Genomic DNA, 25,360 nt, shown 5'->3' on the forward strand with positions numbered 1-25,360 from the left:
TAGCGGGAACAGGACTCGAACCTGTGACCTTCGGGTTATGAGCCCGACGAGCTGCCTACTGCTCTATCCCGCGATGTTTCGAGTGCAAATTTACAACGATTATATTGAAAAACAAGCATTTTCGTAAAAAATGTTTTATTTCCTCTATTGGACTGATATGATTACCTTTGCAGAATAAAATAGAGAGTAAATGTCACACAAAGCAGGTTTTGTAAATATTATCGGTAATCCAAATGTTGGAAAATCGACCTTGATGAATGCATTTGTTGGGGAAAGATTGTCCATCATTACATCAAAAGCACAAACAACACGTCATAGAATTTTAGGAATTGTAAATGGAGATGACTTCCAGGTAATCCTTTCCGATACGCCAGGAATCATCAAGCCGGCTTATGAAATGCAGGAATCGATGATGAATTTTGTGAAATCGGCTTTTGAAGATGCGGATATCCTGATTTATATGGTGGAGATTGGGGAACAGGCTTTGAAAGACGAAGTGTTCTTTAATAAAATCATCTACGCGAAGATTCCCGTTTTGCTTTTGTTGAACAAGATTGACAATTCGAATCAAGAGCAATTGGAAGAGCAGGTAGCGTTTTGGACAGAGAAGGTTCCAAATGCTGAGATTTTTGCGATTTCGGCTTTGCAGAATTTTAATGTAAAGGAAGTCTTTACTAGAATTATTGACTTGCTTCCAGAATCGCCGGCCTATTATCCAAAAGATACCTTGACGGACAAACCGGAACGTTTCTTTGTAAACGAAACCATCCGTGAGAAAATCCTTTTGAATTACAGCAAGGAAATTCCGTATGCGGTGGAAATTGAAACAGAGGAATTTTTGGAAGATGAAGATATCATCAGAATCCGTTCGCTTATTATGGTGGAACGCGATACGCAAAAAGGAATCATCATCGGGCATAAAGGTGCCGCTTTGAAAAAAGTGGGAATAGAAGCAAGAGCAGATTTGGAGAAATTCTTTGGAAAGCAAATCCATATTGAAATGTATGTGAAGGTAAACAAGAACTGGAGAAGCAATGCGAATATGTTGAAACGATTCGGGTATAACCAGTAATTCAGTTGTCAGTTCTCAGTTTTGGCTGAAAGTTTAAAAGGAGCCTAAAGTTTTCATTTAGCCCCGACTGGAGGGAAAATCCTTTTTGTTTTTTCTTTAAAAACAAAAAGATTTGGAAGGAAGGCGGGAATATGGATTGAAAAAATGCCTTAGGTTTCGCTCCTAAAAAACATAAGAAATAATCACGTCAAAGGGTTGCTGTGAACTGTGAAGTAAAAAGAGTACCTTTGCAAAAAATATAAGATGCGGTTTTGAGAATCTAAAATCTAAAATCTGCATTCTAAAATTAAAGAAATGAATAACATTGTTGCCATTGTAGGAAGACCAAACGTAGGGAAATCGACGTTGTTTAACCGATTGATTAAGAGAAGAGAAGCGATTGTAGATTCGGTTTCGGGTGTGACCCGTGATAGAAATTATGGTAAAAGCGAATGGAACGGGAAGGAATTTTCTGTGATTGATACGGGTGGTTATATCCGCGGTTCTGAAGATGTTTTTGAAGCAGAAATCAGAAAACAGGTGGAACTTGCTATTGATGAGGCCGATGTAATCATTTTTGTGGTGGATGTTGAAGAAGGTATCACACCGATGGATGATACTGTTGCGAAACTTTTGCGTAAGGTTACTAAGCCGGTTCTATTGGCGGTAAACAAGGTGGATAACGCCATGCGTGAGAAGGATGCGGTAGAGTTTTATAACTTAGGATTAGGTGAATATTATACGTTTGCGAGTATTTCTGGAAGTGGAACAGGAGATTTGATGGATGCCTTGATTGAGGCTTTCCCGGAAAAACCACAACCGACACAGGAAGAAATCGAATTGCCCCGTTTTGCAGTAGTAGGTCGTCCGAATGCTGGAAAGTCGAGCTTTATCAATGCTTTGATAGGGCAGGATCGTTTTATGGTAACGGATATTGCGGGAACAACCCGTGATGCCATCGATACTAAATTTGACCGTTTTGGTTTTGAATTCAATTTGGTGGATACTGCCGGAATTCGAAGAAAAGCGAAGGTGAAGGAAGATTTGGAATTTTATTCGGTGATGCGTTCCGTTCGTGCAATCGAACATGCCGATGTTTGTATATTGGTTATCGACGCTACGCGTGGATTTGAAGGTCAGGACCAGAGTATTTTTTGGTTGGCCGAGAAAAACCGCAAGGGTGTTGTGATTTTGGTGAACAAATGGGATTTGGTGGAGAAAGACACGATGTCGACGCGTGATTATGAAAATGCGATCCGAAAAGAATTGATGCCGTTTACGGATGTGCCGATTTTGTTTGTTTCGGCTTTGACCAAGCAACGTTTGTTGAAAGCCTTGGAGACGACAGTTCAGGTATATGAGAATAAAAAACAAAGAATACCGACTTCCAAATTCAACGATTATATGTTGAAAGTGATTGAAGGTTATCCGCCACCGGCTTTGAAAGGTAAGTATGTGAAAATTAAGTATTGTATGCAATTGCCAACGCCAACGCCTCAGTTTGTGTTTTTTGCGAATCTGCCACAGTATGTAAAAGATCCTTACAAACGTTTCTTGGAGAATAAGATTCGTGAGAATTGGGATTTTTCGGGAGTGCCGATTGATATTTATATTAGAGAGAAATAGTACGGTTTAATAAAAATTGTAAATATTTGATATGAAAATTCAATTTCAAACGAAAGATGACAGCAATAAAAAGCAATTGGAGGATTTTTTGAAATTATCCAAAGCAGAGCGTATTTATAGCTTTTTGAAATTGATGTATCGTATGAAGCAGTTTCCACAGAAAAAAGAATCATCAAAAAAAGAGAATTTCTTAATTACAATTCCATCCAAGTAATGCTTCAAAAGTGGGAAGAAAATATTGAAAGTTTTATAACCTTAGCAAGCAAACATAATGTTAGAATGATAATGGTTGGAGGTGGAGCGGTGAATTTTCACGGCTATCAACGACATTCTGCTGATGTGGATTTCTGGATTGAAACAACGGAAGAAAATTTCAGAAATTTAGTGATTGTTTTCAATGAAATGGGTTATGAGATAGATGATTTTCCTGAAGCTGTTAAAAATAGTGAGCAAAATATTTCGATAAAATTTTCTCCATTAGATTTGGATTTAGAATTAATCACTAATTTTTCTGTAAACAAGCCATTTGATGAAGCATTTGCCGACAGTGAAAAAGTTACGGTAAAAAACAATGAATTTTTAAGATGGAATGTGCTTTCTCTTGAAGATTTGATTACCAGTAAAGTAAAAGCCAATAGACCTAAAGATTTACTAGACATCCAGCAATTGAGAGAAATAAATAAAAAATAGAAAACCCGAAGCGAAAGTTTCGGGTTTTTTGCTTCTTGTCTTGAATAAATTTTGAAATAATTTAAATGATTCCATTTTTACAATTACATAAAATTATTTTGTTGTATTGAAATCGACTTGCAATCTTTTTTCTGTTAAAATTGTGTAAGTAATTTTAGCATCTAATACTAAAGCTTTTAATTCGCAGTTATTATTTCATCAAAAACAAAAAACAATCAAAAAACAAATCATTTATGCACAGAGTTTATGCAACCCTGCTCTTATTTTTATTGGTCAGCTTTTCTTCTTTCGGACAAACTATTACGCTGAAAGGAAAAATTATTGATGACAGTACCAAATTAGCTCTTGAATCTGCGACTGTTTACTTGACTTCTGCAAAAGATTCAACTATTATTGATTATACCATTTCGGATAAAAATGGTTCTTTTTCCCTTGCTACAAAAAAAATTACCAAGCCTGCTTTCTTGAAGGTTTCCTTTATGGGCTATCAGGATTATAAGCAGGAAATTAAGGAACTTACTGTCAGTAAAGATTTCGGACAGCTTTTTATTCAAGAGCAGCCCAATCAGCTTGGAGAGGTTGTCATTAAAGGCGAAGCACCTCCGGTTCGTATCAAAAAAGATACGCTTGAATTTAATGCAGCTTCTTTTAAAATTAGGCCCGATGCAAATGTTGAGGCGTTATTGAAACAATTGCCAGGTGTTGAAATTACATCGGACGGAAAAATTACCGTAAACGGAAAAGAAGTAAACAACATCTTGGTAAACGGTAAGCCCTTTTTTGGTAAAGACGGTAAGATAGCAACTGAGAACCTACCTGCTGAAATTATTGATAAAGTCCAAATTACCGATACCAAAACTAAGGAAGAAGAACTCTCTGGAGATGCCGCAAGTTCCCAGGAAAAGACCATCAACTTGACCATTCAGGAAGACAAGAACAAAGGTTTGTTTGGGAAATTCAGTGGCGGAATGGGAACGGATGATCGTTATGAGGCCAGTGGTTTGGTCAATTATTTTAAAAATGAGCAAAAGATAAGCGTTCTCGGCTCTGCCAATAACATCAATTCGGTCGGATTTTCGATGGATGAGATTTTTGACGCCATGGGAGGTGGACGAAATTTTTATTCCAATGGCGACGGTAGTTTTGGTGTTGACGGAATGCGTTTTGGCGGTGGAACCGGTATTACGGAATCCGGGATGATTGGTTTGAATTTTGCCGACAAATGGTTCAAGAAATTGGATGCGGGTGGAAGTTATTTTTATACGAATTCGGAAACTAATAACGACAACAGGAGCAGGGTGGAGAATTTCCTGACAGGCGATTCTGCAGGAGGGAATTCTTTTATAACCGAATCAAGTGGAAGGACGAAGAACATTAACGACGGACATAATTTGAGTCTGGATTTTGAATACAAGATCGATTCTTTGACAACGCTTTCCATTCGTCCGAATTTGACTAAAAACACGGCTGACTATAGCAATAGATTTCAGCAAACTTCTACAAATAATTTAGGTCTGATCAACCAAACGACAAGCGATAATTTTAGCAAAAGCGAAAATGTAAATTTTGAAAATCAGTTGTATTTCAATAGGAGATTCAAGAAAAAGGGAAGGTCTTTCGGGTTTACGTTTAACAATACACATAAGGACGACGACTCGGATAACATAACAAAATCGGAAACCTATTATTTCCAAGATCCGTCTTTGGATGATGATATCCGAAATCAGAGGCGTTTTAATAACAGAAAAGAGGAAGGGTATTATGTAAGATTAGGCTACAGCGAGCCCATTACAGATTCGTTGAGTTTGACTTTCAGGGCGGCTTATACAACCAATAAAAAAACGGCGGATCGATCTACTTTTGATTTTAATGATACCGATAATCAGTATAATGTTTTAAACGATTCCTTGTCATACAGTTTAGATTCAAGGACACAAAATGTAAATCCGAGCATAGGTATTAATATCCGTAAGAAAAAATACAGCATGGGTTTGAGTTTGGGAACTCAAATCATCAAGTTCGAAAATAGTTCTTTGTTTGCAAATTCGATAGGTGAGGTGAACAAGGACTATATGTATCCTTCGGCTAATTTATGGTTGAATTACAACATCTCGAAATCGAAATCGGCTTACGTTTATTATAATTTTGATGTGACGATGCCAACAGCGGAGCAACTTCTTCCGATTGTAGATTTATCGAATCCGCTTTCGAGAATTACAGGAAATCCAAACCTAGATCCAGAAAAAAGCCATAATGTGTATTTGAATTTCAATAATTATGATTATGCATCTAAATCAGGATTTTATCTTTATGCGGGAGTGAATTATCACGAGCAACAAATCGTGATGTCAACCGTGTTCAATCCGACGGACTTGATAAGCGTTACGGAATTCCAAAACATAACCAACATGGCTAATGGATATATGGGTTTCAGTATCGATAAAACCGTGAAAACTGAAGGGCATTCTTTCCGATTCAGTACTGGTTTGAATTCGAGTTTTAACTATAGCAAGGGTTTGACGAACAATAGTTTGTATAAAGCACAAGGCTACCAGCTAACGCCAGAACTGGCAATTACTTGGGATTATGGCGATTTATTGTCGATAACTCCGTCCTATAAGTATACTTTCAATCGTACCGATTTTACCAATTATATGATTGATTATACTTCCAATTATACACATTCGTTGAAGCTTGAAACCACTTCTAGATGGCCAAAGCATGTGGTTTTTGGTAATGATTTCGGGTACAATTACAATTCCAATATTGCTGATGGTTTCCAAAAGGATTTCTATCTGTGGAATATGAGTTTGGGCTACAATTTCTTTGGCGATAAACTATTAGCGAAGGTAAAAGTATATGATTTGCTGAATCAAAATGTGAATGCAACTCGAACGATTACGCCAACAGCAATTCAGGATGTTGAAAATACGGTTTTGAGACGCTATGCAATGTTCTCGTTGACGTATAAGATTGAAAAATTCGGAGGGAAGAAAAAGAATCCGTGGGAGGAACAGTAATAAAAAAAAGGGAGCAATTAGCTCCCTTTTTTTATTGATAAAATTGTTTGAAATATTCCTGAATGTCCTGATCGAATCCGGGGTTTTTCAAGAGTGCTAAAGTCTTGTCTTTAATCAGAATAAAATCGTCCTGATTGAATTGGTTTTCAAAATTATGATTGATGAAATCCGCCAGGCTTTGCAAAACCATTCCAACTTCTTCTTCAGAAATTCCTTTGTTTTGGATGTGTCGATTTCGGATAAGATACGCTCCGATATGGGTCGCCACTTCAATCACCTTTTCAATAGAAATCTGATTGGTAGCAATCAGTTTCCCAATGAAATGATCCATTTGTTGATTAATCAATTCGTGTACTGTCATCTTTAAAATTTTAAATTACCAGCTTCCGCCAGAACCTCCACCTGAGAATCCGCCTCCGCCAAAACCGCCACCGAAGCCACCGCCTCCGCCAGAAAACCCACCGCCTGATGAACCTCCGCCAAAGCCACCTCGACCTAAACTGCTCAAGATAATAATGTCGGAAAGATCAAATCCGCCACCGCCACCACGGTTTCCAGAATTGCCACCGCCTTTATTTTTAGCAATGATGATTATGATGATGATAAAAATTATAATGAAGATAAATGGAATCGGACTTCCATCAGATTTGTTTCCTTTTCGTTCGCCTTTGTATTTTCCTTTTAAAACCTCAAAAATTGCATCTGTCCCTTTGTCTAAACCATTGTAATAGCTTCCTGCTTTGAATTCTGGGAGGATGTAATTTCGCGTGATTTCCCCGCCAATTCCAGCAGTCAAACGATCTTCTACACCGTATCCTGCGGAAATCCAAATTTTTCGTTCTTTTTCGGCTAAAAGAATAATGACACCGTTGTCGTTTTGTTGGCTTCCGCCAATTCCCCACGTATGTCCCCATTTTGGCGTTAAAATACCAATATCTTCTCCTTGAAGTGTTTCAATTGTAATGACCACAATTTGGGTTGTAGTAGAATCGGAATACTTAATGAGTTTCTCTTCCAAAGATGATTTCTCGGAAGCACTTAAAACACCTGCATAATCGTAAACACTCGTCTGGAATTTAGGAATAGGTGGAATCGTATATTGCGCAAAACCAAAACTGACTTGGAGCAATAAAGCAATCAACAAGGATTTAAGTTTCCAATTGGAATTTGTATTTTTCATTTTTTGGAATTTCATGCTTTATCCTTTAGATATTTCATTCGATAATTCGTCCTTGTCGTCGCCAGAAAAAGGGAAATACTGTTCCAGACGTTCGCCGGCTCTTAAAATTCCAGCAACCAAACCGTCCTTGAATTTTCTTTCCTTGAAATTGGTTATGACAATATCTCTCGTGCAGTCCCAAAAGTCATTTTCTAACACCTTGTCAATGCCTTCGTCGCCGATTATGGCAAATGTATGGTCGGCAACGCCAACGTAAAACAAAACGCCGTTTCGAAGAGAAGTTGCATCCATGCCTAAAAAATGAAAAACCTCCTGGGCTCTTTCGAGCGGAGGTTTTTCAGTATGATTTTCAATATGGATTCGTATTTCTCCTGAAGTGTTTTTTTCGGCAATTGTAATTGCTTTCACAATTTCTGCTTCTTCTTCAGCAGTTAGAAAATCTTCAACTTTTGACATATTGTCTGTTTTTAGAATTTTACTTCAACTGGTTTTTCAGCACCTTCAGTCGATTTGAAATAAGGTTTTTCAGGATATCCGCTCAAAAACCAACTGTTTGGAATAGAAAGTACATAGCCGTTATACACTTGAACTGATTCGTTAAATCTTGTTCTCGCAGTCAAAATTTGGTTTTCCGTACTAGCCAATTCATCCTGTAATTTCAAGAAATTTTCATTCGCTCTCAATTGTGGATACGCTTCAACCGAAACCAATAATCTAGACAAGCTAGAAGAAACATTCGATTGTGCTTGTTGGAACTGTGCCATTTGCTCCGGAGTCACATTACTTGGGTCGATTGTTACCGAAGTTGCTTTAGCACGTGCTTCAACAACTGCTGTCAAAGTTCCTTTTTCAAAATCTGCAGCACCTTTTACGGTATTTACTAAATTTCCGATAAGGTCGTTTCTTCTTTGGTAAGCCGTTTCAACATTTCCCCATTCTTTTCCAACCGCTTGGTTGTGTTTCAAGGCTGTGTTTTTGATTCCTACAACCCAAAATCCGATAACTACTATTAGTCCAACAATAATTAATACAGGTAATAACCACTTTCTCATTTTCTTTTTTTGTTTTAGTTTTTATTTGTTTTTAATGTTCTAATTTATAATTCATTCTTGATATTCGTCAACTGTACTTTGATGCTTTCCAGCTTGCTGATGATGTCAAATTTGTCAAGCGTTTTCTTTTGTCCTTCCTTCAAATGCGTTTTGGCGCCTTCCAGTGTAAAACCTCTTTCTTTTACCAAATGATAAATCAATTGCAAGTTTTTTACGTCTTCGGGAGTAAACATCCTGTTGCCTTTTGCATTTTTTTTTGGTTTTAGGATGTCAAATTCCTTGTCCCAAAAACGAATCAACGATGCGTTTACATTAAAGGCTTTCGCCAATTCTCCAATACTGTAATATCGCTTGTCTGGGTTTAAATCTATATGCATTTATTAGTTTTGGTTCAAAGTTTAAAATCTTAAATCATCAATCTGCATTCATCAATCGTTAATCCAGCGATTGGTTTTCTTGGTTCGCTAATTTTGAAATGGCTACAAACTCTGCCGCCGAAATATTTCCGTAATAAAAATTCAAAGGATTCACGACTTCGCCATTTTTATGCACTTCATAATGCAAGTGTGGCGCCTCGCTTCGTCCCGTACTTCCCACATATCCGATCACATCGCCACGTTTGACTCTTTGTCCGGCACGCACCTTGTATTTGCTCAAATGTCCGTACAAAGTTTCGTATCCAAAACCGTGCCTGATTACAATGTGATTTCCATAACCCGAAGCAGTATTATCAGCTCTATCTACAACGCCATCACCGGTGGCATAAATCGGAGTTCCCGTCTTGGCAGAAAAGTCCATGCCGGCATGAAATTTTCGCACTTTAGTGAAAGGATCGCTTCTGTATCCAAAACCCGAAGCCATTTGGTTCAACTGTTCGTTCTTTATCGGTTGGATGGCTGGAATTGCCGATAAAAGCTTTTCTTTTTCCTTCGCCAATTTCAATATTTCATCCAACGATTTTGACTGTATTGCCAATTGTTTCGAAAGCACATCAACCCTTTTTGTCGTGCTCATCACCAGTTCAGAATTATTATACCCTTCCAAATCCTTGTAACGGTTTACACCACCAAAACCAGCCTTTCGTTGCTCTTCGGGAATCGCCGAAGTATTAAAATACACACGGTACAAATTATTATCCCGTTCCTCCACATGCTGTAAAACCTCGTCAATCTGGTCCATTTTCTTATTCAAAATCGAATACCTCAATTTCAAATTTTCAATTTCACGTGCCTGAAGTCGGTCTTTCGGAGTTTCAAAAAAAGGCGTATTCAATAAAACCACAAATCCGAGCACTCCAAATAAGCCCGAAGACAGCAAAAACAAAGCAATATAGCCAAAGCGTTTCCTTTTTTTGGTAACGATTTTTCTGTACGCTAAATTTTCGGAATCGTAGTAATATTTTACCTTCTTCATATTTTAAAATATGCTATTTTTGCACCTTTATAGAGGTTGGTCGAACAAATTTAATAAATGTTTCATTGGTTCGGGGAATTTTGATTGGATAATTTGAAAATTTAAATCGTTTGAAAATAATTCAAATGTTGTAGAGAAACCAAATTATCAAATTGCCAAATTATCAAATTATCAAATTTAAAAAATGAAATCACAAGACATTCGCAAGCAATTCTTAGACTTTTTCCAAAGCAAAGGACACCTGATCGTTCCTTCGGCTCCAATTGTCCTAAAAGACGACCCAACCCTGATGTTCAACAACTCGGGAATGGCACAATTCAAGGAATATTTTCTTGGAAACGGAACCCCGAAAAGTCCCCGAATAGCCGATACGCAAAAATGTCTTCGTGTTTCTGGAAAGCACAACGATTTGGAGGATGTAGGTTTTGATACCTACCACCACACGATGTTTGAAATGCTAGGAAACTGGTCGTTTGGCGATTATTTCAAAAAAGAAGCCATCAACTGGGCTTGGCAATTATTGACCGAAGTTTATAAAATTCCAAAAGAAAATTTATACGTTTCCGTTTTCGAAGGAAATCCTGCCGAGAATGTTCCGTTTGATCAAGAGGCTTGGGACATCTGGAAAGAACTAATCGATGAAGACCGAATCATTTTAGGAAATAAAAAAGATAATTTTTGGGAAATGGGTGACCAAGGACCGTGTGGACCATGTTCTGAAATTCACGTTGACTTGCGTCCAGAAGCAGAAAAAGCTTTGGTTTCAGGAAAGAGTTTGGTCAACAACGACCATCCACAAGTAGTGGAAATCTGGAACAATGTATTCATGGAATTCAACCGTAAAGCCGATGGCTCCTTGGAAAAATTACCAGCTCAACACGTTGATACCGGAATGGGATTTGAGCGTTTGTGTATGGCTTTGCAAGGAAAAACGTCGAATTATGATACTGATGTTTTCACACCCCTTATCGAAAAGTTGGAAGAAATAACAGGGTTCAAGTATACTTCTAACGAAATAAAAGACATTTCAGAAGAACAGAATAAAACCAATATCGCCATCCGTGTGATTGTGGACCACGTTCGTGCTGTAGCATTTGCTATTGCCGATGGACAGTTGCCTTCGAACACCGGAGCGGGTTATGTAATCCGTAGGATTTTACGTCGCGCAATTCGTTATGGATTTACATTCTTAAATACAAAAGAGCCTTTCATCAACAAATTGGTGGAAGTTTTGGCGAATCAGATGGGCGAATTTTTCCCAGAAATCAAGTCGCAACAGCAATTGGTTACAAACGTAATCCGTGAAGAAGAAGCTTCTTTTTTGAGAACCTTGGATCAAGGTTTGCAATTGGTAGAAAATGTAATTTCAGCTACGGAAGGAAAAATTGTTTCGGGACAAAAAGCATTTGAATTATACGATACATTCGGTTTTCCAATCGATTTGACGGCCTTGATTTTAAGAGAAAGAGGTTTGGAATTGGATGAGAAGGGTTTTGAGAATGCGATGTTCGAACAAAAAACACGTTCACGAGCTGCATCCGAAACTTCTACCGACGATTGGACAATTTTGGTTGAAGGAAACACCGAAACTTTCGTTGGATACGATCTTTTGGTAAACGAAGTAAAAATCACCAGATACAGAAAAATCGATTCTAAAAAGGATGGAAAACTGTACCAAATTGTTTTGGACAGTACACCATTTTATCCAGAAGGCGGAGGTCAGGTTGGTGACAAAGGAATTCTTACCAGTGCTAACGACACGATTGAAATTTTAGATACAAAAAAGGAAAACAACTTGATTTTGCATTTCACGAAAAATCTTCCAGAAAATGTTAATGCAAGCTTTATTGCCCAGGTTGATAAGAATTTAAGATCAGATTCAGCAAGCAATCACTCGGCTACGCATTTGTTGCACCAAGCATTAAGACTGATTTTAGGAACACATGTAGAGCAAAAAGGTTCGCTTGTGAGTCCGAATTATCTGCGTTTCGATTTTTCGCATTTTGCAAAAGTGACGGAACAAGAATTGCATCAGGTGGAAATGTTTGTAAACGAAAGAATTCAAGAGCAATTGCCTTTGATTGAAAGAAGGGATATTCCTTTTGCGCAAGCAGTAGAAGAAGGAGCAATGGCTTTGTTTGGGGAAAAATACGGTGACAATGTCCGTGCCATCAAATTTGGAGAAAGTATGGAATTATGTGGTGGAATTCACGTGAAAAATACGGCCGACATCTGGCAATTTAAGATTGTTTCGGAAGGAGCTGTTGCGGCAGGAATCCGTCGAATTGAAGCGATAACCAACAAAGGTGTAAAAGAGTTTTATGATGCTCAGGAAAATGCCTTGAAGGAAATCAAAGAAACGCTTAAAAATCCACAGGATGTTTTAAAATCAGTTACTTCATTGCAAGATGAAAATGCGAAATTGAAAAAACAAGTGGAGCAATTGTTGAAGGAGAAAATTGAAGGTTTGAAAAATAATCTAGTGGCTGAATTTCAAGTTGTGAATGGTGTAAATTTCTTATCCAAGCAAGTTGATTTATCAATGAGTGCAACTAAAGATTTGGCGCAAGCAATTGGAGCATCAAAACCAAATTCATTTGTATTTTTAGCTTCAATAGAAGATGATTTACCAAATATTCACTGTTCTATTTCTAAGGATTTAGTAGCTGAAAAAGGTTTAAATGCTGGAAATGTAATACGCGAATTAGGAAAATACATCGAAGGAAACGGAGGAGGACAGCCTTTCTTTGCATCCGGAAAAGGAAAAGATGTTTTAGGAATTCCTGAAGCGTTGGAGAAAGCAATTGATTTTGTAAAATAAATTCTCAACTATAAAATACCTAAAGCCATAACAGCAATGTTATGGCTTTCTTTGTTTTTAGCGTATAAAATCGGATATTTACTTTTTAATTTATACCCCAAAAAAATGCAAAAGCTACTTTCCTTATTCTTCTTGTTGTTTTCTATTGCAATGCTTTCCCAAACCTATGTGTTTCTAGGTTCTTACAATGGGGATAAAAGTAAGCCTGGAATCTATGTTTATGAATTGGATGCCACAACGGGTGAATTGAAGCCTTTTATTGAAGTAAAGGACGTTTTTAATCCGTCGTATGTTACGTTATCGCCTGATGGGAAATTTTTATATGCCTGTACGGATACGAGGGTTCCAAATGGAGGAAGCTTTAGCAGTTATGCCTTTAGTTCGAAAGAAAAGAAGTTGACCTTCTTGAACAGCCAGCCAAGTGGAGGAGAGAATCCCGCTTATGTTTCGGTGCATAAAAATGGAAAATGGCTTATTGGTGCCAATTACAATGGAGGGAGTATTTCGGTTTTTCCTTTATCAGATGATGGGAGAATCGGAACGATTTCTCAAAATATGCATTTTACAGAAGGAAGCATTAACCCTAAGCGACAAGAACGCTCGCATCCCCACAGTGCCATTTTTTCTCTGGATGACCGATTTGTTTATTTTCCCGATTTAGGGTCAGATAAGATAAGAAATTATCGTTTTGAGCAGGATAAAAAAGAACCTCTGGTACCAACAGAAATTTCTATAAAAACCAAACCAGGAAGCGGACCAAGACATTTTACATTCCATCCTAATGGGAGATTTGGTTATTCGATTGAAGAACTTTCGGGTAATGTGAGCGTTTATCAATATGAAGCAGGCAATTTGAAAAACATACAAGAAATAGCAGCGCATCCCGAAAATCTTACAGACAATTTTGAGAGTGCCGATATTCATATTTCTCCGGATGGTAAATTCCTATATGCTTCCAACCGTGGAACGGAAAATAACATCGCTATTTTTTCAATCCTAAATGATGGAACCCTGAAAAACGTGGGGTATCAATCTACAATGGGGAATCATCCGAGAACTTTTGCGATTGATCCATCGGGTAATTTTTTGATTGTTACGAATGTAAAAACATCGGATGTTGTGGTTTTTAAACGAGATTTTCAAACGGGAATGTTGCAACAAGTGGGACAGAATTTAAAGGTTGATAATGTTTCCTGTGTTCAAATCAAAAGTTATTAATTTTATCCCATTCAATAACTGGAAATTATGCAATTCAGAACCCAAATACCGATTTCTAAAAGTAATTGTCAGATCGATTACAATTCCAAGATAGTGTCTATTGGCTCTTGCTTTGCAGAAAATATTGGGGATAAGTTTGAGTATTTCAAGTTTCAGAATACCGTCAATCCGTTTGGGATCATCTTCAATCCGGTTTCAATAGAAAAGATTGTAAGAAGAGTTGTAGAGAAGGATTATTATACAGGGAAAGATGTTTTTTTTGCCAATGGCAGATGGCATTGCTTCGAAGTGCATTCGGAATTGAGCAGTTCAGATAAGGAATCTTTTATCGAAAAATTAAATCAGCTAATTGAGCATGTTTTTATTGCGATTTCTCAATCAACCCATATAATTGTTACCTACGGAACTTCATGGGTTTATAGAGAGAAGGAATATTCTGAAATAGTAGCCAATTGCCATAAGTTACCTCAAAAGCAATTTGATAAGGAGTTGCTTTCTGTAGAAGTAAATCAAAATTCAATTCGAAGCACTATAGATATGGTCCATCAACTGAATCCAGATGCGAGCCTTGTTTTTACGGTTTCGCCTGTTCGCCACATCAAGGATGGTTTTGTAGAAAATCAAATAAGCAAGGCACAGCTGATAACAGCCTTGCATTCTTCCATCTCCGGTTTCCCATCTTCCAGCTATTTCCCCAGTTATGAGATCATGATGGATGAGTTGCGTGATTATCGTTTTTATGCCGAGGACATGCTTCATCCGAATCAAACGGCAATTGATTATATCTGGAAACTATTCGCAGAAGCGCATTTCTCTACTGAAACTTTTTCAGTGATGACATTGGTGGAAAATATTCAAAAAGCAATCAACCACCGGCCTTTTGATGAAAATGGTGCCGAGCATCAGAAATTCTTATCCAATCTTCAGGATAAGATTAAGAAGATACAGGAAAAAGTACCTCACATTCGTTTCTAATATTTTTACATAAAGGATGCTACAATGTTTTAGGACGTTGCAGTATCGGTTTGGAAAATATACGAATTTCTGCGTATTGTATCCCTTTTGTATTAAGAGCAACTTTGCTTTAACAAAAAAGATACAATCATGAAAACAATTACCACATTACTTAAAATTTTCTTTGCTGTAATTACCTTATCGATGGTTTCTTGCAGTAGCGACGATTCTGGAAACTCTACTGGACCAATCAATTCTGGCGAACTTAAACTTATTGCCATCGATACAGCAAAGGTAAACACCATCAGTATTACGGGAACAAATGAGCAAACGATTCTGAACAAGCTTGTGAACTCAAGCAGTTATATAGGGGATTTCTGCATCAGTCCTGACGGGACTAAATTCATCTACGTGAACCAGCAAATGGAGGGCACGGTTCCGAATTTGGTTTTTGTGAGGGAAATTAGAAAAGCCAATATTGATGGTACAGGAGATGTGAAACTCTATGAAATTCCAAATCCTGAAACACATATCGGTAAAATCAAATACTGCAGTGATGGCAAGATTTTTTTTAGGACCTACACTAATTTTCCTGATGTTACTCAAAACCTCCACGTGATGAATGCCGATGGAACCGGACTTACTAATGTGAGCTGGGGTTCGGATATTATCGATGCCTCGGATGACAGGGCGTATTATCTTGTGAATACGACTGCTGGAGCACAAATTTTGGATGCTGATGCTGACAATGGCTTGCCGGGAATGTATCATACGGAAAATCTGAGCAGTGCCGATGATATTGGTGATGGCGTTTTTACCAATGATGGCAAATATGTTGTGATTCCGTATAAAGAAAACAGCACCATTAAGGCTAAAGTTGTTGATATGGCCACCAAAGCTTCTGAAACACTTACGCTGATAACCGGACTTGGCACTGGATGGACCAATTATCATTTGGAGATGGCTTCGGATGGCAAAAGAGGCATTGTCACGATTACCGGATCGGATTATACAAAGTCTAAAACGTATGTTTTCAATAGAGAAACGGGTGTTGTGGAAGTACCTTTTGAAAACAATGACGAGAATATCTTTGACGTATATGTACATTAAAATAAATTTAATTAACTCTAATTTTTAACACTCTAAAACAATTTTACAATGAAAAATTTTAAAAAAATCGGCTACATGGCTTTTGCAGCTTTATCATTAATGTTTACTTCTTGTGGTTCTGACGATGGAGGAGAAACAGTATTGCCAGGCTCGAACTTGGATACTTACGTGAATGCAAAAGTAGATGGCGTAAACTTCGAAACATTTTCTGTACAAGGAATTTCTTTAGGGACAGCCTCAAGAGACGGATCTTTTGTGACCGTTACGGGTATTTCTCAGGAATCGGTTACTGCTACTGAACAAAAAGTGATTACGATTGCCTTGATGGACGTTACAGGTCCCGGAACCTATACGCTAAATGCGAATACGAATGCAGGTGTGTTGTCTTATTTTGAAACAGCAACCGACAAAAGCTGGGATTCAGGAAACTGTGATGCAGGAACTGCAACAGTTGTAGTGACTATGCTTAACGACACTAAAATTGAAGGAACTTTTACCTTTACAGGTGCCGATGGAGAAAATTGTAACAGTACCAAGAACGTGACCAATGGCTCGTTCAGAGGAACTTTTATGAACTAAAACAGTCATTGAATTATGAAATTTGAGGTTTGAACTAGTTTTTCATGTTTTTTCGCAGAACCGGAATCAGAATGGATTTATTGTTTTGAATGATTTCTGAAAATGGTAGGAAATACGGCGAAAGCCGTATTTCTTTTATTACTATCAAGCGGATCACTATTGAAGTCTTTCATTATGAAAATTATTTCTTGGGATTGTGAAGTTTTGATTACTTTTATAAGACTATAACCCCGAATTTCTTTTCTTAACCTTTTATTTGACAACTGCCTTAGACTGTTGATTGATTGCGGTTTTTGAAGCTGGAATATAATCTCGCATTGGTTTTTTTATTGTGCGCTTATGAAGAAAATTTTAATCTTTTTTGTCTTTCTGATAATTATTATTTCTTGTAAAAAAGAAGTTGCAACCAAAAGCGATCCTTTATCCCCAGATAGAAAACAGACAGAGAGGGACTACAGGAGGGTTTTTTATCTGTCAACAGTATTCCCTGATTCACTTCAGTTTTACGCAGAAAAATTAGAGAAGGAAACAGCTCGTCAGCCCAATGAATACAAAGCGATGGCCGTGATTGTAAAGTCAATTTACTATGCTAATTTCAATTCCTATCAGTTGGCGATGGAAGGGTATGAAAAAGGACTTCTATTGCTAAAGGATTCTAAGGCTGACTCGCTAAAATGCAGGTTATATATCGGTATAGGAAGCTGTGCAAAAGTCAATGGAAACAATCCGAAAGCATTTGCTAATTTATATAAAGCACTTGCGATTTATGAAAAATTGGGCGACCGTAGAGGAATTGCCGACGTAAATGCTAACCTCGCTCATGTTTATATGCAAAAAGGGGATTCGCAGCTGGCAAAACAGTATTTGCAAATTGCTTTGAAAACATTGGAAAAGGATAAAACAGATGGTTTTTATCTGACCACATCACATTCGCTTGCCAATGTTTATGGGATGAATGGTGAGTATGACAAGGCGTTGGCACTTGATGAGGAAGGCATCCGGATTTCTGAGAAGATTGGATCGGATAAGATAAAGGTTATGTTTTTAGACAACAAGGCCAATTGTTTTATGTACACCAATCGGCTCGACAGTGCCCAGTATTATTTTGACGAATGCTTGAAGCTCGACTATAAGATTGGAAACAAGAAACAGATTGCCGATTCGTATGGAAATCTGGGTTTTTTGGCTTCACTGAAAAAGGATTTTCCTACTGCCGAGAAGTTGCTCTTCAAGAGTATTGAAATCCTAAAAGAAATCAAACACAAACCTAATCTTGCAAAATCATATAGTTTGCTGGTAGGTGTTTATGAGCAACAAGAAAAATTCAAACAGGCGCTTGAAACACAAAAGGAATTTTACAAGCAATACAAGCTGATGATTGATGAAAGGAAAGAAGCCTCGCTGGCAGAGTTCCGCATCATTCATGAAACACAGCAGAAAGAGAAGAAACTGGCGCAGAACAAGGTGGAGCTCTTGAAGCGGGAAGTAGAATCAAAACGCAAGAATACCACTATTCTAATCCTTTCGGTTTTGGTTTTTTTTGTGATTATTGTGGGTTATATGATTTACCGCCAACAACGGTTAAAGGTAAATCAGCAACAGCAGGAATTTCAATTGAAGTCGGCTATTTCTCAAATCGAGACGCAGAACAAATTACAGGAACAACGGCTTTCGATTTCACGGGATCTGCATGATAATATTGGCGCACAGCTCACTTTTATCATCTCATCAGTAGATAACGTGAAGTATGGATTTGGGGTGAAGAATACGGTTTTGGGGAGCAAGCTGGACAACATCAGCAATTTTACAAGAGAAACGATTATTGAACTCCGGGATACCATTTGGGCGATGAACAACAATCACATCACCTTTGAAGATTTGAGGGTTAGGATCTTGAATTTTATCGAAAAAGCAAAGCTGGCGAAGGAGGATATTCATTTTAAATTCAGCATTGAGGATTCGTTGGAGGACGTGAGTTTTAGCTCTGTTCAAGGTATAAACATCTATAGGACAATTCAGGAAGCCTTGAATAATGCCATAAAACATGCCAATGCCTCGGAAATTATCATCTTGGCAAGGCTCACTGATGGCGCGATTAGAGTTGAAATTGATGACAACGGAAAAGGATTCGAATTTGAAGCTACCGAAATTGGAAACGGACTGCACAATATGAAGAAGAGAATGGAGGACATAGGAGGTGTTTTTGAGATTGGATCGGAAATGGGAAAGGGAACCCGAATAAGTATCGTTATCGACAAGCCTTTTTTAAACAATTAAAATAAAACAAGATGACCAAGATTGTAATCGTTGATGATAATATATTTCTTCAAAAAGCAATAGCTGAAAAGTTGTCTTTTTTCGAAGAACTCACTTGCAAGTTTACCGCCAATAATGGAAAGGACCTTCTGGAAAAGCTGGAAGCCAATCATAATATCGATTTGATTTTGATGGATATCGAAATGCCCAAAATGAACGGGATTGAAGCAACGGAAATCATCAAGACAAAATATCCGCACATCAAGATCATCATGCTGACGATTTTCGACAATGATGAAAACATCTTCAAATCAATCAAGGCTGGAGCCGATGGCTATTTGTTGAAAGAAGTGAGTCCGAATGATTTGAATCAGGGCATTATTGAAACTTTAAACGGCGGTGCGATCATGACGCCTTCCATTGCCTTGAAAACCTTGAAGCTTTTTAGAAATCCAATCGAATTTGAAACCAAAAGCAATTGCGAAGAAATCAAGCTGACGTCTAGAGAAATTGAAGTCCTGGAGCAATTGAGCAAAGGTTTGAAATACAATAACATTGCCGACAACCTCATTCTTTCGTTGGGAACAGTGCGCAAACACGTAGAGAATATTTATACGAAACTTCAGGTTCACAACAAATTGGAAGCCATTCAAAAGGCAAAAAATAATAATCTTATCTAAGTTTTTAAGTAAAATAGGGCAAATGCCGTATTGATTTAAGTATTTGATAATCGCAATTTTGGAACAAGTTTAACTAACAAAATTTATTATCATGAAAACACTTAAAAAAATCAGTATTTTATTTTTGGCGACGGTATTGTCCACTTCTGTTATTTCTTGCTCAGGCGATGATGATGGCAATAACGTAGATCCAGTTGCTGTAGAAGGAACCATTACTGCTAACGTAGGAGGTGCTAATTTTACTTCAATAGTACAAGGAACAACAGCAATGAAAGTTGCTGTAGGAGGAACTTATACCATTACCATTCAAGGTACAGACCTAGGAGGAAGACAAATCCAATTGATACTTAACGGTGTTGATGGCGAAACAGGCACTTACGAAATCAGTCAAGAGGCGGCAATATCTGCAATTGGATCTTATATCGAAGTAAATACCACAACTTTTACTTCCAAGACTTGGATGGCTCCATTTGAAAATTCAGGAGTTGCAGGGTCTATCACGATTAGTGAAATTTCAGATACCAACATCAAAGGAACTTTCAATTTTAAAGCAAGAAATCAGGAAGATGCCCAGGATACGAAAGAAATCACTCGTGGTTCATTCAATGTTAATTTCATGCAGTTTTAAGCAAAAAAAAAACAGTTTAAATAGCCCGACAGTTTGAGAAAGTTGTCGGGTTTGTTTTAAAACCAAATACTTCCAGATATGAAACATCTTTTGACAACAATCGTTTTTTGTACTTTTTTTGCCTTCAACAGTAACCACTTGATGGCACAAAAAGCCGAAGCCCCAAACTTCACCTACAATTTTGACGGCAAGATTGATTTTATGAAACTCACAGATTCTGGCGTTCTTGTAGTTGCAAATGGCGATGGATTTGCAGGAATAAAACCCGGACAAACCAACTTGCATTTTAATTTCAAGGATTACGGAAAAGTAAAGCAAGAAGAATTGGATTTTATTCCGATGTCGCCTTACGTGATCGTTTCCCAGGGAGGCGTTTTTAGTTCCAAGAAAAGTGTTATCGATTTTGTGTCAGGGAAAAAGCTTTTTGCTACGGAAGAAAACGGTTGGAAACTGACCTATACTTTCAACATCATTTTACCACAAAACAAACTTGTTGTAAGCGGACAAAGGAAAGCGGCCGATCAATATGCAATGGCTGTTGGAGTTTATGATCTGGCTACAGGGGCAGAGGAAAAACTTTTCAAATTAAAAGGGGCTGCAACTATGGTTACCGGACGACCGCTTATGGTAGGTGACGGATTGATCGTTCCAACGAGCAAATCCTTGATGCACATAGACTCCAAAACCGGTAACGTAACTTGGGAAGCCAAGGTGGATGATATTACTTGGATGACAGCCGATACCACTGGGAAAGAGATTTATGCTTTTGAAGAAAAACCAGGTGGCGACACGAAAATTCACAAGATCAGCAATACAGGACAGGTACTTTGGAAAGAAGCTCAAAAGGTGAAAGGAAGAGTGAGCAATTTTCAAATCCTTCCGCAAGGTTTGGCAGTGGTGAGTGATGTTGCCGATACGGGAAGCAAAAGCGTTTTTGCGGCCGCCGCAGAATCAAAAATTGGGTTCATGAGTGCGTCAAATGGAGAAGACTTATGGGAGAAGGCACCAAAGACAAAAGGGTATGTACAGCATTTTTATGTAATGGAGGATGGAATTTTGTTTGGAATCAGGCAAGGCGGTATCAACAAGATCTCGTTTGACGGGAAAACACTTTTCAAGAAACCATTAAAAACTGGAGAGAATATCCATACGATGGCCTTGACACCAAAGGGGATGATTTATATTACCGATACCGATGCAGATATCATCAACCTATCCACAGGTGAATCCATCTGGAGCAAGCCTATCAAATACAAAAAAGCAAAATCGGTTTGCAGTACGTTTGATAAGAACAACAAAAGATATTTGATTTCTACAGGAGAAGAAATGCTTGCCATTGACGAGAATTCGGGCGATATCAGTACACTTTCAACCTTTAAATTTGAAGAAAAAGAAGTGCCTACAAGTTTACAGGCCAGAGACGGAGGCCTTTTGCTTTCGTCTGACCAGAACATGATGATGTTGAATTTTGATGGATCAAAAAAATTTCATGAATACCACAGGTCACCGGGAAAAAGTGCTTTTGGTTCCATCGTGATGGGTGTTGTTGGCGTAGCCTCGATGGCAGTTGCAACTTCTGCGGCTTATGAGGCAGGAATGAATAAAAATGCAATTGGCCAATACAACGATCGCGGGCAGCAGGCAAAAAATATTCAGGATAATTTCTCGGCTATTGCATCGGCTTCTTTTAGCGAAATGAGCAAAAGGTTCAAGGCAACTGCCGCAACCGAAAACGCCCAATTTATCTTGACCAAATTGGAAGATGGTGTAGGATTGGTAAAAGTGGACAAGGATTCTGGAAACAAGCACAAGGAAATTGTTTTGAAGGACAAGAAACCAGAATATGTGGTAGATGAAATCGCAGGAGTTTTATATTACAGGGCAAATGACAGATCCATCTACGGATATGATTTGATGAAATAGTTAAGGGTGGTTGAAAGTTCCTTTTCATAATGGATGGATGATGTAGGGTCATTTTTTTCAGAAGTGGAGAGGGCTTTCTCCTTTTAAAAACGGTAAAGAGAAGGAAGATGATTGTAATACTGGTTTTAATAATAGTTGCATTGTTGTGCATTGTTTTTTTGATGGTTGTAAAGTTTAGGAAAATGCAGGAGGTTCATCTTCAGAAATTGGAAGACTTGCATTTGATTATTTTGGAACTGACTAAAAATCAAAAAATAAATCAGGAAAAAATACAATTGGCAGATGAATTCAGAGTGAAATTCAATGATTCAAAGATAATATTGACCGATAAAATTGTTTCGCTGCAACTGGAGCTATTAGAAATTATCTCAAAAAACAATTTAACACGATAAGAAATCATTTTGAATGCCAAAGTTTTATATATTTAATAACTTTTAACCTACAAAGTCGTTAAAATCATAAAAATATGAAGAAACTCTACATTTTTTCTCTTATTTTTTTTCAGTTGTCCGCAGATGCTCAAAGTCTGTCAAGCAAAAAAATGGACAGCTTGAAAGTCATAGCTACTAAAAACGATGTCAGTGCAAGTTGCAATTCACTTCTATTATTATCCGACGAGTACAGCAACACAGATTTGAATATAGCTTTACGGTATGCAAAAACATCGCTACAGAAAGCATTGAATGCCAAGCAAGATACCTTAATTGCGCTTTCCTATAATTCCGTAGCCAATATATTCCAATACAAAAGCGAACTCGACTCTGCTCTGTTTTTTCACCAGAAGGCATTGCAATATCGTACAAAAATAAATGACACGATTGGTATTGCTGACTCCTATAATAATCTGGGTATCGCCTATGATTCGAAAGGTTTGTTTTCAGAATCCTTACACAACTATTTCAGGGCGCTTTATTATTACGACAAGAAAAAAGACCTCGAAAAGTTGGCCATGACCTACACGAATATTGGAATTGTTTATAAAACCCAGAAAGAATATAAGAAGGCATTTCAGTATTACAAAAAGGCAAACGAACTGTACATAAGGATTAAATCAGAATTTGGAATTACGGTTTCGTCCGGAAATATGGGCTCTATCTTGATTGATTTTGGGAAATATGAAGAGTCGATAAAATATTCTAAAATTGCGAAGGAAGGTTATGAAAAGTTGGGCTATGACCGATATGTGGCTTATCCAGTTTCTAATATTGCTGTGGTCTACGACAGTTTGCATCGTTTTCAGGAAGCCAATAAATATTATACCGAAGCTATAAAATTGCACGAGAAGTACTTGAATTCGTACGAAGTTGCCAATATTTGCAATGCTTACGCGAAATGCCTCATCAAGCAGAAAAAGTATAAGGAAAGCATTCTGATTTCGAACAAGGCGAAAGCGTTTTCCAAGAAAGTAAGCGCCTTTTTCCTGGAAGTAAATGCAAATCATAATTTGGCGAAAGCCAATTCAAAACTGGGTAATTTCCAAGAGGCCTATAAATATTCGAGTCTTTATACGACGGGAATCGACAGTCTTTTTAAGGCCGAAAAAACAAAAGCAATCTTCGAACTCGAAACAAAATACAACACCGAAAAAAAAGAGAAACTGCTCATCCAGAAAGATGCTGAAGCAAAACAACGAAATGCATTATTAATCATTTTGGTGGTTTTAGTAGTTTCGGCGATTGTCTTGGGATATCTTTTTTACCGTCAGCAGAAGTTAAAGAATAGACAACAGCAACAGGAATTTCAATTGAAATCGGCCATTGCACAAATCGAAACACAAAATAAATTGCAGGATCAGCGATTGAGTATTTCTAGGGATTTGCACGATAATATTGGAGCCCAGCTGACTTTTATAATTTCATCGGTGGATAATATCAAATATGTTTTTGATTTAGAAAATACGAAGCTTGATGGCAAATTGCAAAGCATCAGTAATTTCACAAAGACAACAATCGTAGAACTTAGGGACACGATTTGGGCGATGAACAACGACGAGATTTCTTTTGAAGATTTGAAGATGAGGATTTTTAATTTTATCGAAAAAGCCAAAACCGCAACCGAAGAAATCGAATTCAAGTTCAATATTGATGAAAATCTAAGCCAGCAAAAATTCACTTCAATAAAAGGGATGAACGTTTACAGGACGATTCAAGAGGCAATAAACAACAGCATCAAATATGCCAAGGCGAGTGAAATTACAATTGATGTCAAAAGTTTCGGAGATAAGATTTGTATCAATATTTTGGATAATGGAATTGGGTTTGATGAAAATACTATTGTCCAAGGAAACGGTCTTCAAAACATCAAAAAACGCATAAAAGATATTGGGGGAACATTTATGTTGCAATCAGAAATAGGAAAAGGAACAGCCATAGCATTGACCGTTCCTAAGTAGAATATTTACCACAGACTACAGGATAAAAACATCTAAAATCTTTGTTAATCAGTGAAATATGTGGCAAAAAATAAAAAGCAAAGCAAATGATAAAAATAGCAATCGCCGATGATAATTCTTTTTTAATAAAAACGGCACAGGAAAAATTGTCCTTTTTTGATGATTTGACGGTGAAAATAATTGCTGTTGACGGCAAGGATTTAATCGGAAAACTCGAAATCAACCACAACATCGATTTGATTTTAATGGACATCGAAATGCCTGAAATGAATGGAATCGAAGCTACAAGTTTTATCAAATCAAAATATCCTCATATCAAAATCCTGATGCTTACCGTTTTTGATAACGATGAAAATATCTTCAATGCCATTAAGGCTGGAGCCGATGGTTATCTGCTGAAAGAAATCAACCCGAAAGATTTGCATCAGGGAATCCTCGAAACTTTGAATGGTGGTGCCGCGATGCATCCGTCGATTGCCTTTAAAACCTTGAAATTGCTACGCAATCCACAGGATTTTGAAAATAAAGAATGTCAGGAAAATATTAAACTATCTACAAGGGAAATCGAAGTTTTGGAGCAATTGAGCAAAGGTTTGAACTACAACAATATTGCTGATAATTTGATTCTTTCGCCAAGTACAGTCCGAAAGCATATCGAAAATATTTATGCAAAACTCCAAGTGCACAACAAGCTCGAAGCGGTTCAAAAAGCGAAAAGCAACAACTTAATAGGGTAATTTCAAAACGGAATATTGGCTTTTTTTCTT

At 37.5% G+C, this 25,360-nt stretch carries 23 protein-coding genes and 1 tRNA gene; 17 read left to right on the top strand and 7 right to left on the bottom strand.

The genetic code is table 11. From position 1 onward, the window contains the following. Positions 1–73 (bottom strand) — tRNA-Met (locus ACI6PS_RS12305). Positions 74–190: 117 nt separating this feature from the next. On the opposite strand from ACI6PS_RS12305, the gene era reads away from it, so the two are divergent. The 5 genes from era to ACI6PS_RS12330 all read left to right on the top strand — a co-directional run bounded on the left by era (position 191) and on the right by ACI6PS_RS12330 (position 6,387). After that, entirely contained in the window at positions 191–1,072 is an 882-nt protein-coding gene (era, locus tag ACI6PS_RS12310) for a GTPase Era (RefSeq protein ID WP_421012871.1), read from the top strand. Between the two features lie 294 nt (positions 1,073–1,366). Continuing rightward, positions 1,367–2,677, top strand: coding sequence for a ribosome biogenesis GTPase Der (gene der / locus ACI6PS_RS12315; RefSeq protein ID WP_421012872.1), 1,311 nt, complete (start codon positions 1,367–1,369; stop codon positions 2,675–2,677). Between the two features lie 31 nt (positions 2,678–2,708). After that, positions 2,709–2,891, top strand: coding sequence for a hypothetical protein (locus tag ACI6PS_RS12320; protein ID WP_421012873.1), 183 nt, complete (start codon positions 2,709–2,711; stop codon positions 2,889–2,891). Continuing rightward, complete coding sequence (locus ACI6PS_RS12325; protein WP_421012874.1) at positions 2,891–3,367, top strand: nucleotidyltransferase; 477 nt, start codon at positions 2,891–2,893, stop codon at positions 3,365–3,367. The genes ACI6PS_RS12320 and ACI6PS_RS12325 overlap by 1 nt, the downstream gene beginning before the upstream one ends. Positions 3,368–3,600: 233 nt before the next feature. After that, complete coding sequence (locus ACI6PS_RS12330) at positions 3,601–6,387, top strand: outer membrane beta-barrel protein (protein ID WP_421012875.1); 2,787 nt, start codon at positions 3,601–3,603, stop codon at positions 6,385–6,387. A 31-nt stretch (positions 6,388–6,418) separates the two neighbouring features. On the opposite strand, the gene ACI6PS_RS12335 is transcribed toward ACI6PS_RS12330, so the two are convergent. Genes ACI6PS_RS12335 through ACI6PS_RS12360 form a run of 6 tightly spaced genes read right to left on the bottom strand, consistent with a single transcriptional unit; the run spans position 6,419 to position 10,032 of the window. Then, positions 6,419–6,748, bottom strand: coding sequence for a hypothetical protein (locus ACI6PS_RS12335; protein ID WP_421012876.1), 330 nt, complete (start codon positions 6,746–6,748; stop codon positions 6,419–6,421). A 15-nt stretch (positions 6,749–6,763) separates the two neighbouring features. After that, positions 6,764–7,567 carry a TPM domain-containing protein gene (locus ACI6PS_RS12340; RefSeq protein ID WP_421012877.1) on the bottom strand — a complete coding sequence of 268 codons (804 nt, stop codon included), beginning with the start codon at positions 7,565–7,567 and terminating at the stop codon, positions 6,764–6,766. An 18-nt stretch (positions 7,568–7,585) separates the two neighbouring features. After that, positions 7,586–8,023, bottom strand: a complete 438-nt coding sequence (locus ACI6PS_RS12345; RefSeq protein WP_421012878.1) for a TPM domain-containing protein — start codon at positions 8,021–8,023, stop codon at positions 7,586–7,588. Between the two features lie 11 nt (positions 8,024–8,034). After that, positions 8,035–8,619 carry a LemA family protein gene (locus ACI6PS_RS12350; protein ID WP_421012879.1) on the bottom strand — a complete coding sequence of 195 codons (585 nt, stop codon included), beginning with the start codon at positions 8,617–8,619 and terminating at the stop codon, positions 8,035–8,037. 44 nt (positions 8,620–8,663) lie between these two features. Continuing rightward, positions 8,664–8,996, bottom strand: a complete 333-nt coding sequence (locus ACI6PS_RS12355) for a MerR family transcriptional regulator (protein WP_421012880.1) — start codon at positions 8,994–8,996, stop codon at positions 8,664–8,666. A 58-nt stretch (positions 8,997–9,054) separates the two neighbouring features. Further along, on the bottom strand, positions 9,055–10,032 hold the full coding sequence (locus ACI6PS_RS12360; protein ID WP_421012881.1) for a M23 family metallopeptidase: 978 nt from the start codon (positions 10,030–10,032) through the stop codon (positions 9,055–9,057). A gap of 184 nt (positions 10,033–10,216) precedes the next feature. Here ACI6PS_RS12360 and alaS point away from each other — a divergent pair, with 184 nt between their 5' ends. The 12 genes from alaS to ACI6PS_RS12420 all read left to right on the top strand — a co-directional run bounded on the left by alaS (position 10,217) and on the right by ACI6PS_RS12420 (position 25,330). After that, a complete protein-coding gene (gene alaS / locus ACI6PS_RS12365; RefSeq protein WP_421012882.1) occupies positions 10,217–12,853 on the top strand; it encodes an alanine--tRNA ligase in 2,637 nt (878 codons plus the stop codon). Between the two features lie 105 nt (positions 12,854–12,958). Beyond that, positions 12,959–14,071, top strand: a complete 1,113-nt coding sequence (locus ACI6PS_RS12370; RefSeq protein WP_421012883.1) for a lactonase family protein — start codon at positions 12,959–12,961, stop codon at positions 14,069–14,071. Positions 14,072–14,098: 27 nt separating this feature from the next. Further along, positions 14,099–15,046: a GSCFA domain-containing protein gene (locus tag ACI6PS_RS12375; protein WP_421012884.1), complete on the top strand. Its 948-nt coding sequence runs from the start codon at positions 14,099–14,101 to the stop codon at positions 15,044–15,046. A gap of 129 nt (positions 15,047–15,175) precedes the next feature. Then, positions 15,176–16,135, top strand: a complete 960-nt coding sequence (locus ACI6PS_RS12380; protein ID WP_421012885.1) for a hypothetical protein — start codon at positions 15,176–15,178, stop codon at positions 16,133–16,135. A 48-nt stretch (positions 16,136–16,183) separates the two neighbouring features. Then, a complete protein-coding gene (locus tag ACI6PS_RS12385) occupies positions 16,184–16,714 on the top strand; it encodes a hypothetical protein (RefSeq protein WP_421012886.1) in 531 nt (176 codons plus the stop codon). Between the two features lie 339 nt (positions 16,715–17,053). Continuing rightward, a complete protein-coding gene (locus ACI6PS_RS12390; RefSeq protein WP_421012887.1) occupies positions 17,054–18,991 on the top strand; it encodes a tetratricopeptide repeat protein in 1,938 nt (645 codons plus the stop codon). 11 nt (positions 18,992–19,002) lie between these two features. Further along, on the top strand, positions 19,003–19,650 hold the full coding sequence (locus ACI6PS_RS12395; protein ID WP_421012888.1) for a response regulator: 648 nt from the start codon (positions 19,003–19,005) through the stop codon (positions 19,648–19,650). A gap of 91 nt (positions 19,651–19,741) precedes the next feature. After that, on the top strand, positions 19,742–20,278 hold the full coding sequence (locus ACI6PS_RS12400) for a DUF6252 family protein (RefSeq protein ID WP_421012889.1): 537 nt from the start codon (positions 19,742–19,744) through the stop codon (positions 20,276–20,278). A 78-nt stretch (positions 20,279–20,356) separates the two neighbouring features. Then, positions 20,357–22,201, top strand: a complete 1,845-nt coding sequence (locus tag ACI6PS_RS12405) for a PQQ-binding-like beta-propeller repeat protein (RefSeq protein WP_421012890.1) — start codon at positions 20,357–20,359, stop codon at positions 22,199–22,201. Between the two features lie 107 nt (positions 22,202–22,308). Further along, positions 22,309–22,593 carry a hypothetical protein gene (locus ACI6PS_RS12410; RefSeq protein ID WP_421012891.1) on the top strand — a complete coding sequence of 95 codons (285 nt, stop codon included), beginning with the start codon at positions 22,309–22,311 and terminating at the stop codon, positions 22,591–22,593. 74 nt (positions 22,594–22,667) lie between these two features. Continuing rightward, on the top strand, positions 22,668–24,593 hold the full coding sequence (locus tag ACI6PS_RS12415) for a tetratricopeptide repeat protein (RefSeq protein WP_421012892.1): 1,926 nt from the start codon (positions 22,668–22,670) through the stop codon (positions 24,591–24,593). Positions 24,594–24,679: 86 nt separating this feature from the next. Further along, positions 24,680–25,330 carry a response regulator gene (locus tag ACI6PS_RS12420; RefSeq protein WP_421012893.1) on the top strand — a complete coding sequence of 217 codons (651 nt, stop codon included), beginning with the start codon at positions 24,680–24,682 and terminating at the stop codon, positions 25,328–25,330. Positions 25,331–25,360: the final 30 nt, after the last annotated feature.

The organism is Flavobacterium sp. PLA-1-15 (assembly GCF_049060005.1).
Taxonomy (GTDB): Bacteria; Bacteroidota; Bacteroidia; order Flavobacteriales; family Flavobacteriaceae; genus Flavobacterium.

What these genes read in the sequence shown, in the direction of transcription:
- era (WP_421012871.1), top strand. Translation starts at nt 191, where the DNA reads ATGTCACACAAAGCAGGTTTTGTAAATATTATCGGTAATCCAAATGTT.
- der (WP_421012872.1), top strand. Translation starts at nt 1,367, where the DNA reads ATGAATAACATTGTTGCCATTGTAGGAAGACCAAACGTAGGGAAATCG.
- ACI6PS_RS12320 (WP_421012873.1), top strand. Translation starts at nt 2,709, where the DNA reads ATGAAAATTCAATTTCAAACGAAAGATGACAGCAATAAAAAGCAATTG.
- ACI6PS_RS12325 (WP_421012874.1), top strand. Translation starts at nt 2,891, where the DNA reads ATGCTTCAAAAGTGGGAAGAAAATATTGAAAGTTTTATAACCTTAGCA.
- ACI6PS_RS12330 (WP_421012875.1), top strand. Translation starts at nt 3,601, where the DNA reads ATGCACAGAGTTTATGCAACCCTGCTCTTATTTTTATTGGTCAGCTTT.
- ACI6PS_RS12335 (WP_421012876.1), bottom strand. Translation starts at nt 6,748, where the DNA reads ATGACAGTACACGAATTGATTAATCAACAAATGGATCATTTCATTGGG.
- ACI6PS_RS12340 (WP_421012877.1), bottom strand. Translation starts at nt 7,567, where the DNA reads ATGAAAAATACAAATTCCAATTGGAAACTTAAATCCTTGTTGATTGCT.
- ACI6PS_RS12345 (WP_421012878.1), bottom strand. Translation starts at nt 8,023, where the DNA reads ATGTCAAAAGTTGAAGATTTTCTAACTGCTGAAGAAGAAGCAGAAATT.
- ACI6PS_RS12350 (WP_421012879.1), bottom strand. Translation starts at nt 8,619, where the DNA reads ATGAGAAAGTGGTTATTACCTGTATTAATTATTGTTGGACTAATAGTA.
- ACI6PS_RS12355 (WP_421012880.1), bottom strand. Translation starts at nt 8,996, where the DNA reads ATGCATATAGATTTAAACCCAGACAAGCGATATTACAGTATTGGAGAA.
- ACI6PS_RS12360 (WP_421012881.1), bottom strand. Translation starts at nt 10,032, where the DNA reads ATGAAGAAGGTAAAATATTACTACGATTCCGAAAATTTAGCGTACAGA.
- alaS (WP_421012882.1), top strand. Translation starts at nt 10,217, where the DNA reads ATGAAATCACAAGACATTCGCAAGCAATTCTTAGACTTTTTCCAAAGC.
- ACI6PS_RS12370 (WP_421012883.1), top strand. Translation starts at nt 12,959, where the DNA reads ATGCAAAAGCTACTTTCCTTATTCTTCTTGTTGTTTTCTATTGCAATG.
- ACI6PS_RS12375 (WP_421012884.1), top strand. Translation starts at nt 14,099, where the DNA reads ATGCAATTCAGAACCCAAATACCGATTTCTAAAAGTAATTGTCAGATC.
- ACI6PS_RS12380 (WP_421012885.1), top strand. Translation starts at nt 15,176, where the DNA reads ATGAAAACAATTACCACATTACTTAAAATTTTCTTTGCTGTAATTACC.
- ACI6PS_RS12385 (WP_421012886.1), top strand. Translation starts at nt 16,184, where the DNA reads ATGAAAAATTTTAAAAAAATCGGCTACATGGCTTTTGCAGCTTTATCA.
- ACI6PS_RS12390 (WP_421012887.1), top strand. Translation starts at nt 17,054, where the DNA reads ATGAAGAAAATTTTAATCTTTTTTGTCTTTCTGATAATTATTATTTCT.
- ACI6PS_RS12395 (WP_421012888.1), top strand. Translation starts at nt 19,003, where the DNA reads ATGACCAAGATTGTAATCGTTGATGATAATATATTTCTTCAAAAAGCA.
- ACI6PS_RS12400 (WP_421012889.1), top strand. Translation starts at nt 19,742, where the DNA reads ATGAAAACACTTAAAAAAATCAGTATTTTATTTTTGGCGACGGTATTG.
- ACI6PS_RS12405 (WP_421012890.1), top strand. Translation starts at nt 20,357, where the DNA reads ATGAAACATCTTTTGACAACAATCGTTTTTTGTACTTTTTTTGCCTTC.
- ACI6PS_RS12410 (WP_421012891.1), top strand. Translation starts at nt 22,309, where the DNA reads ATGATTGTAATACTGGTTTTAATAATAGTTGCATTGTTGTGCATTGTT.
- ACI6PS_RS12415 (WP_421012892.1), top strand. Translation starts at nt 22,668, where the DNA reads ATGAAGAAACTCTACATTTTTTCTCTTATTTTTTTTCAGTTGTCCGCA.
- ACI6PS_RS12420 (WP_421012893.1), top strand. Translation starts at nt 24,680, where the DNA reads ATGATAAAAATAGCAATCGCCGATGATAATTCTTTTTTAATAAAAACG.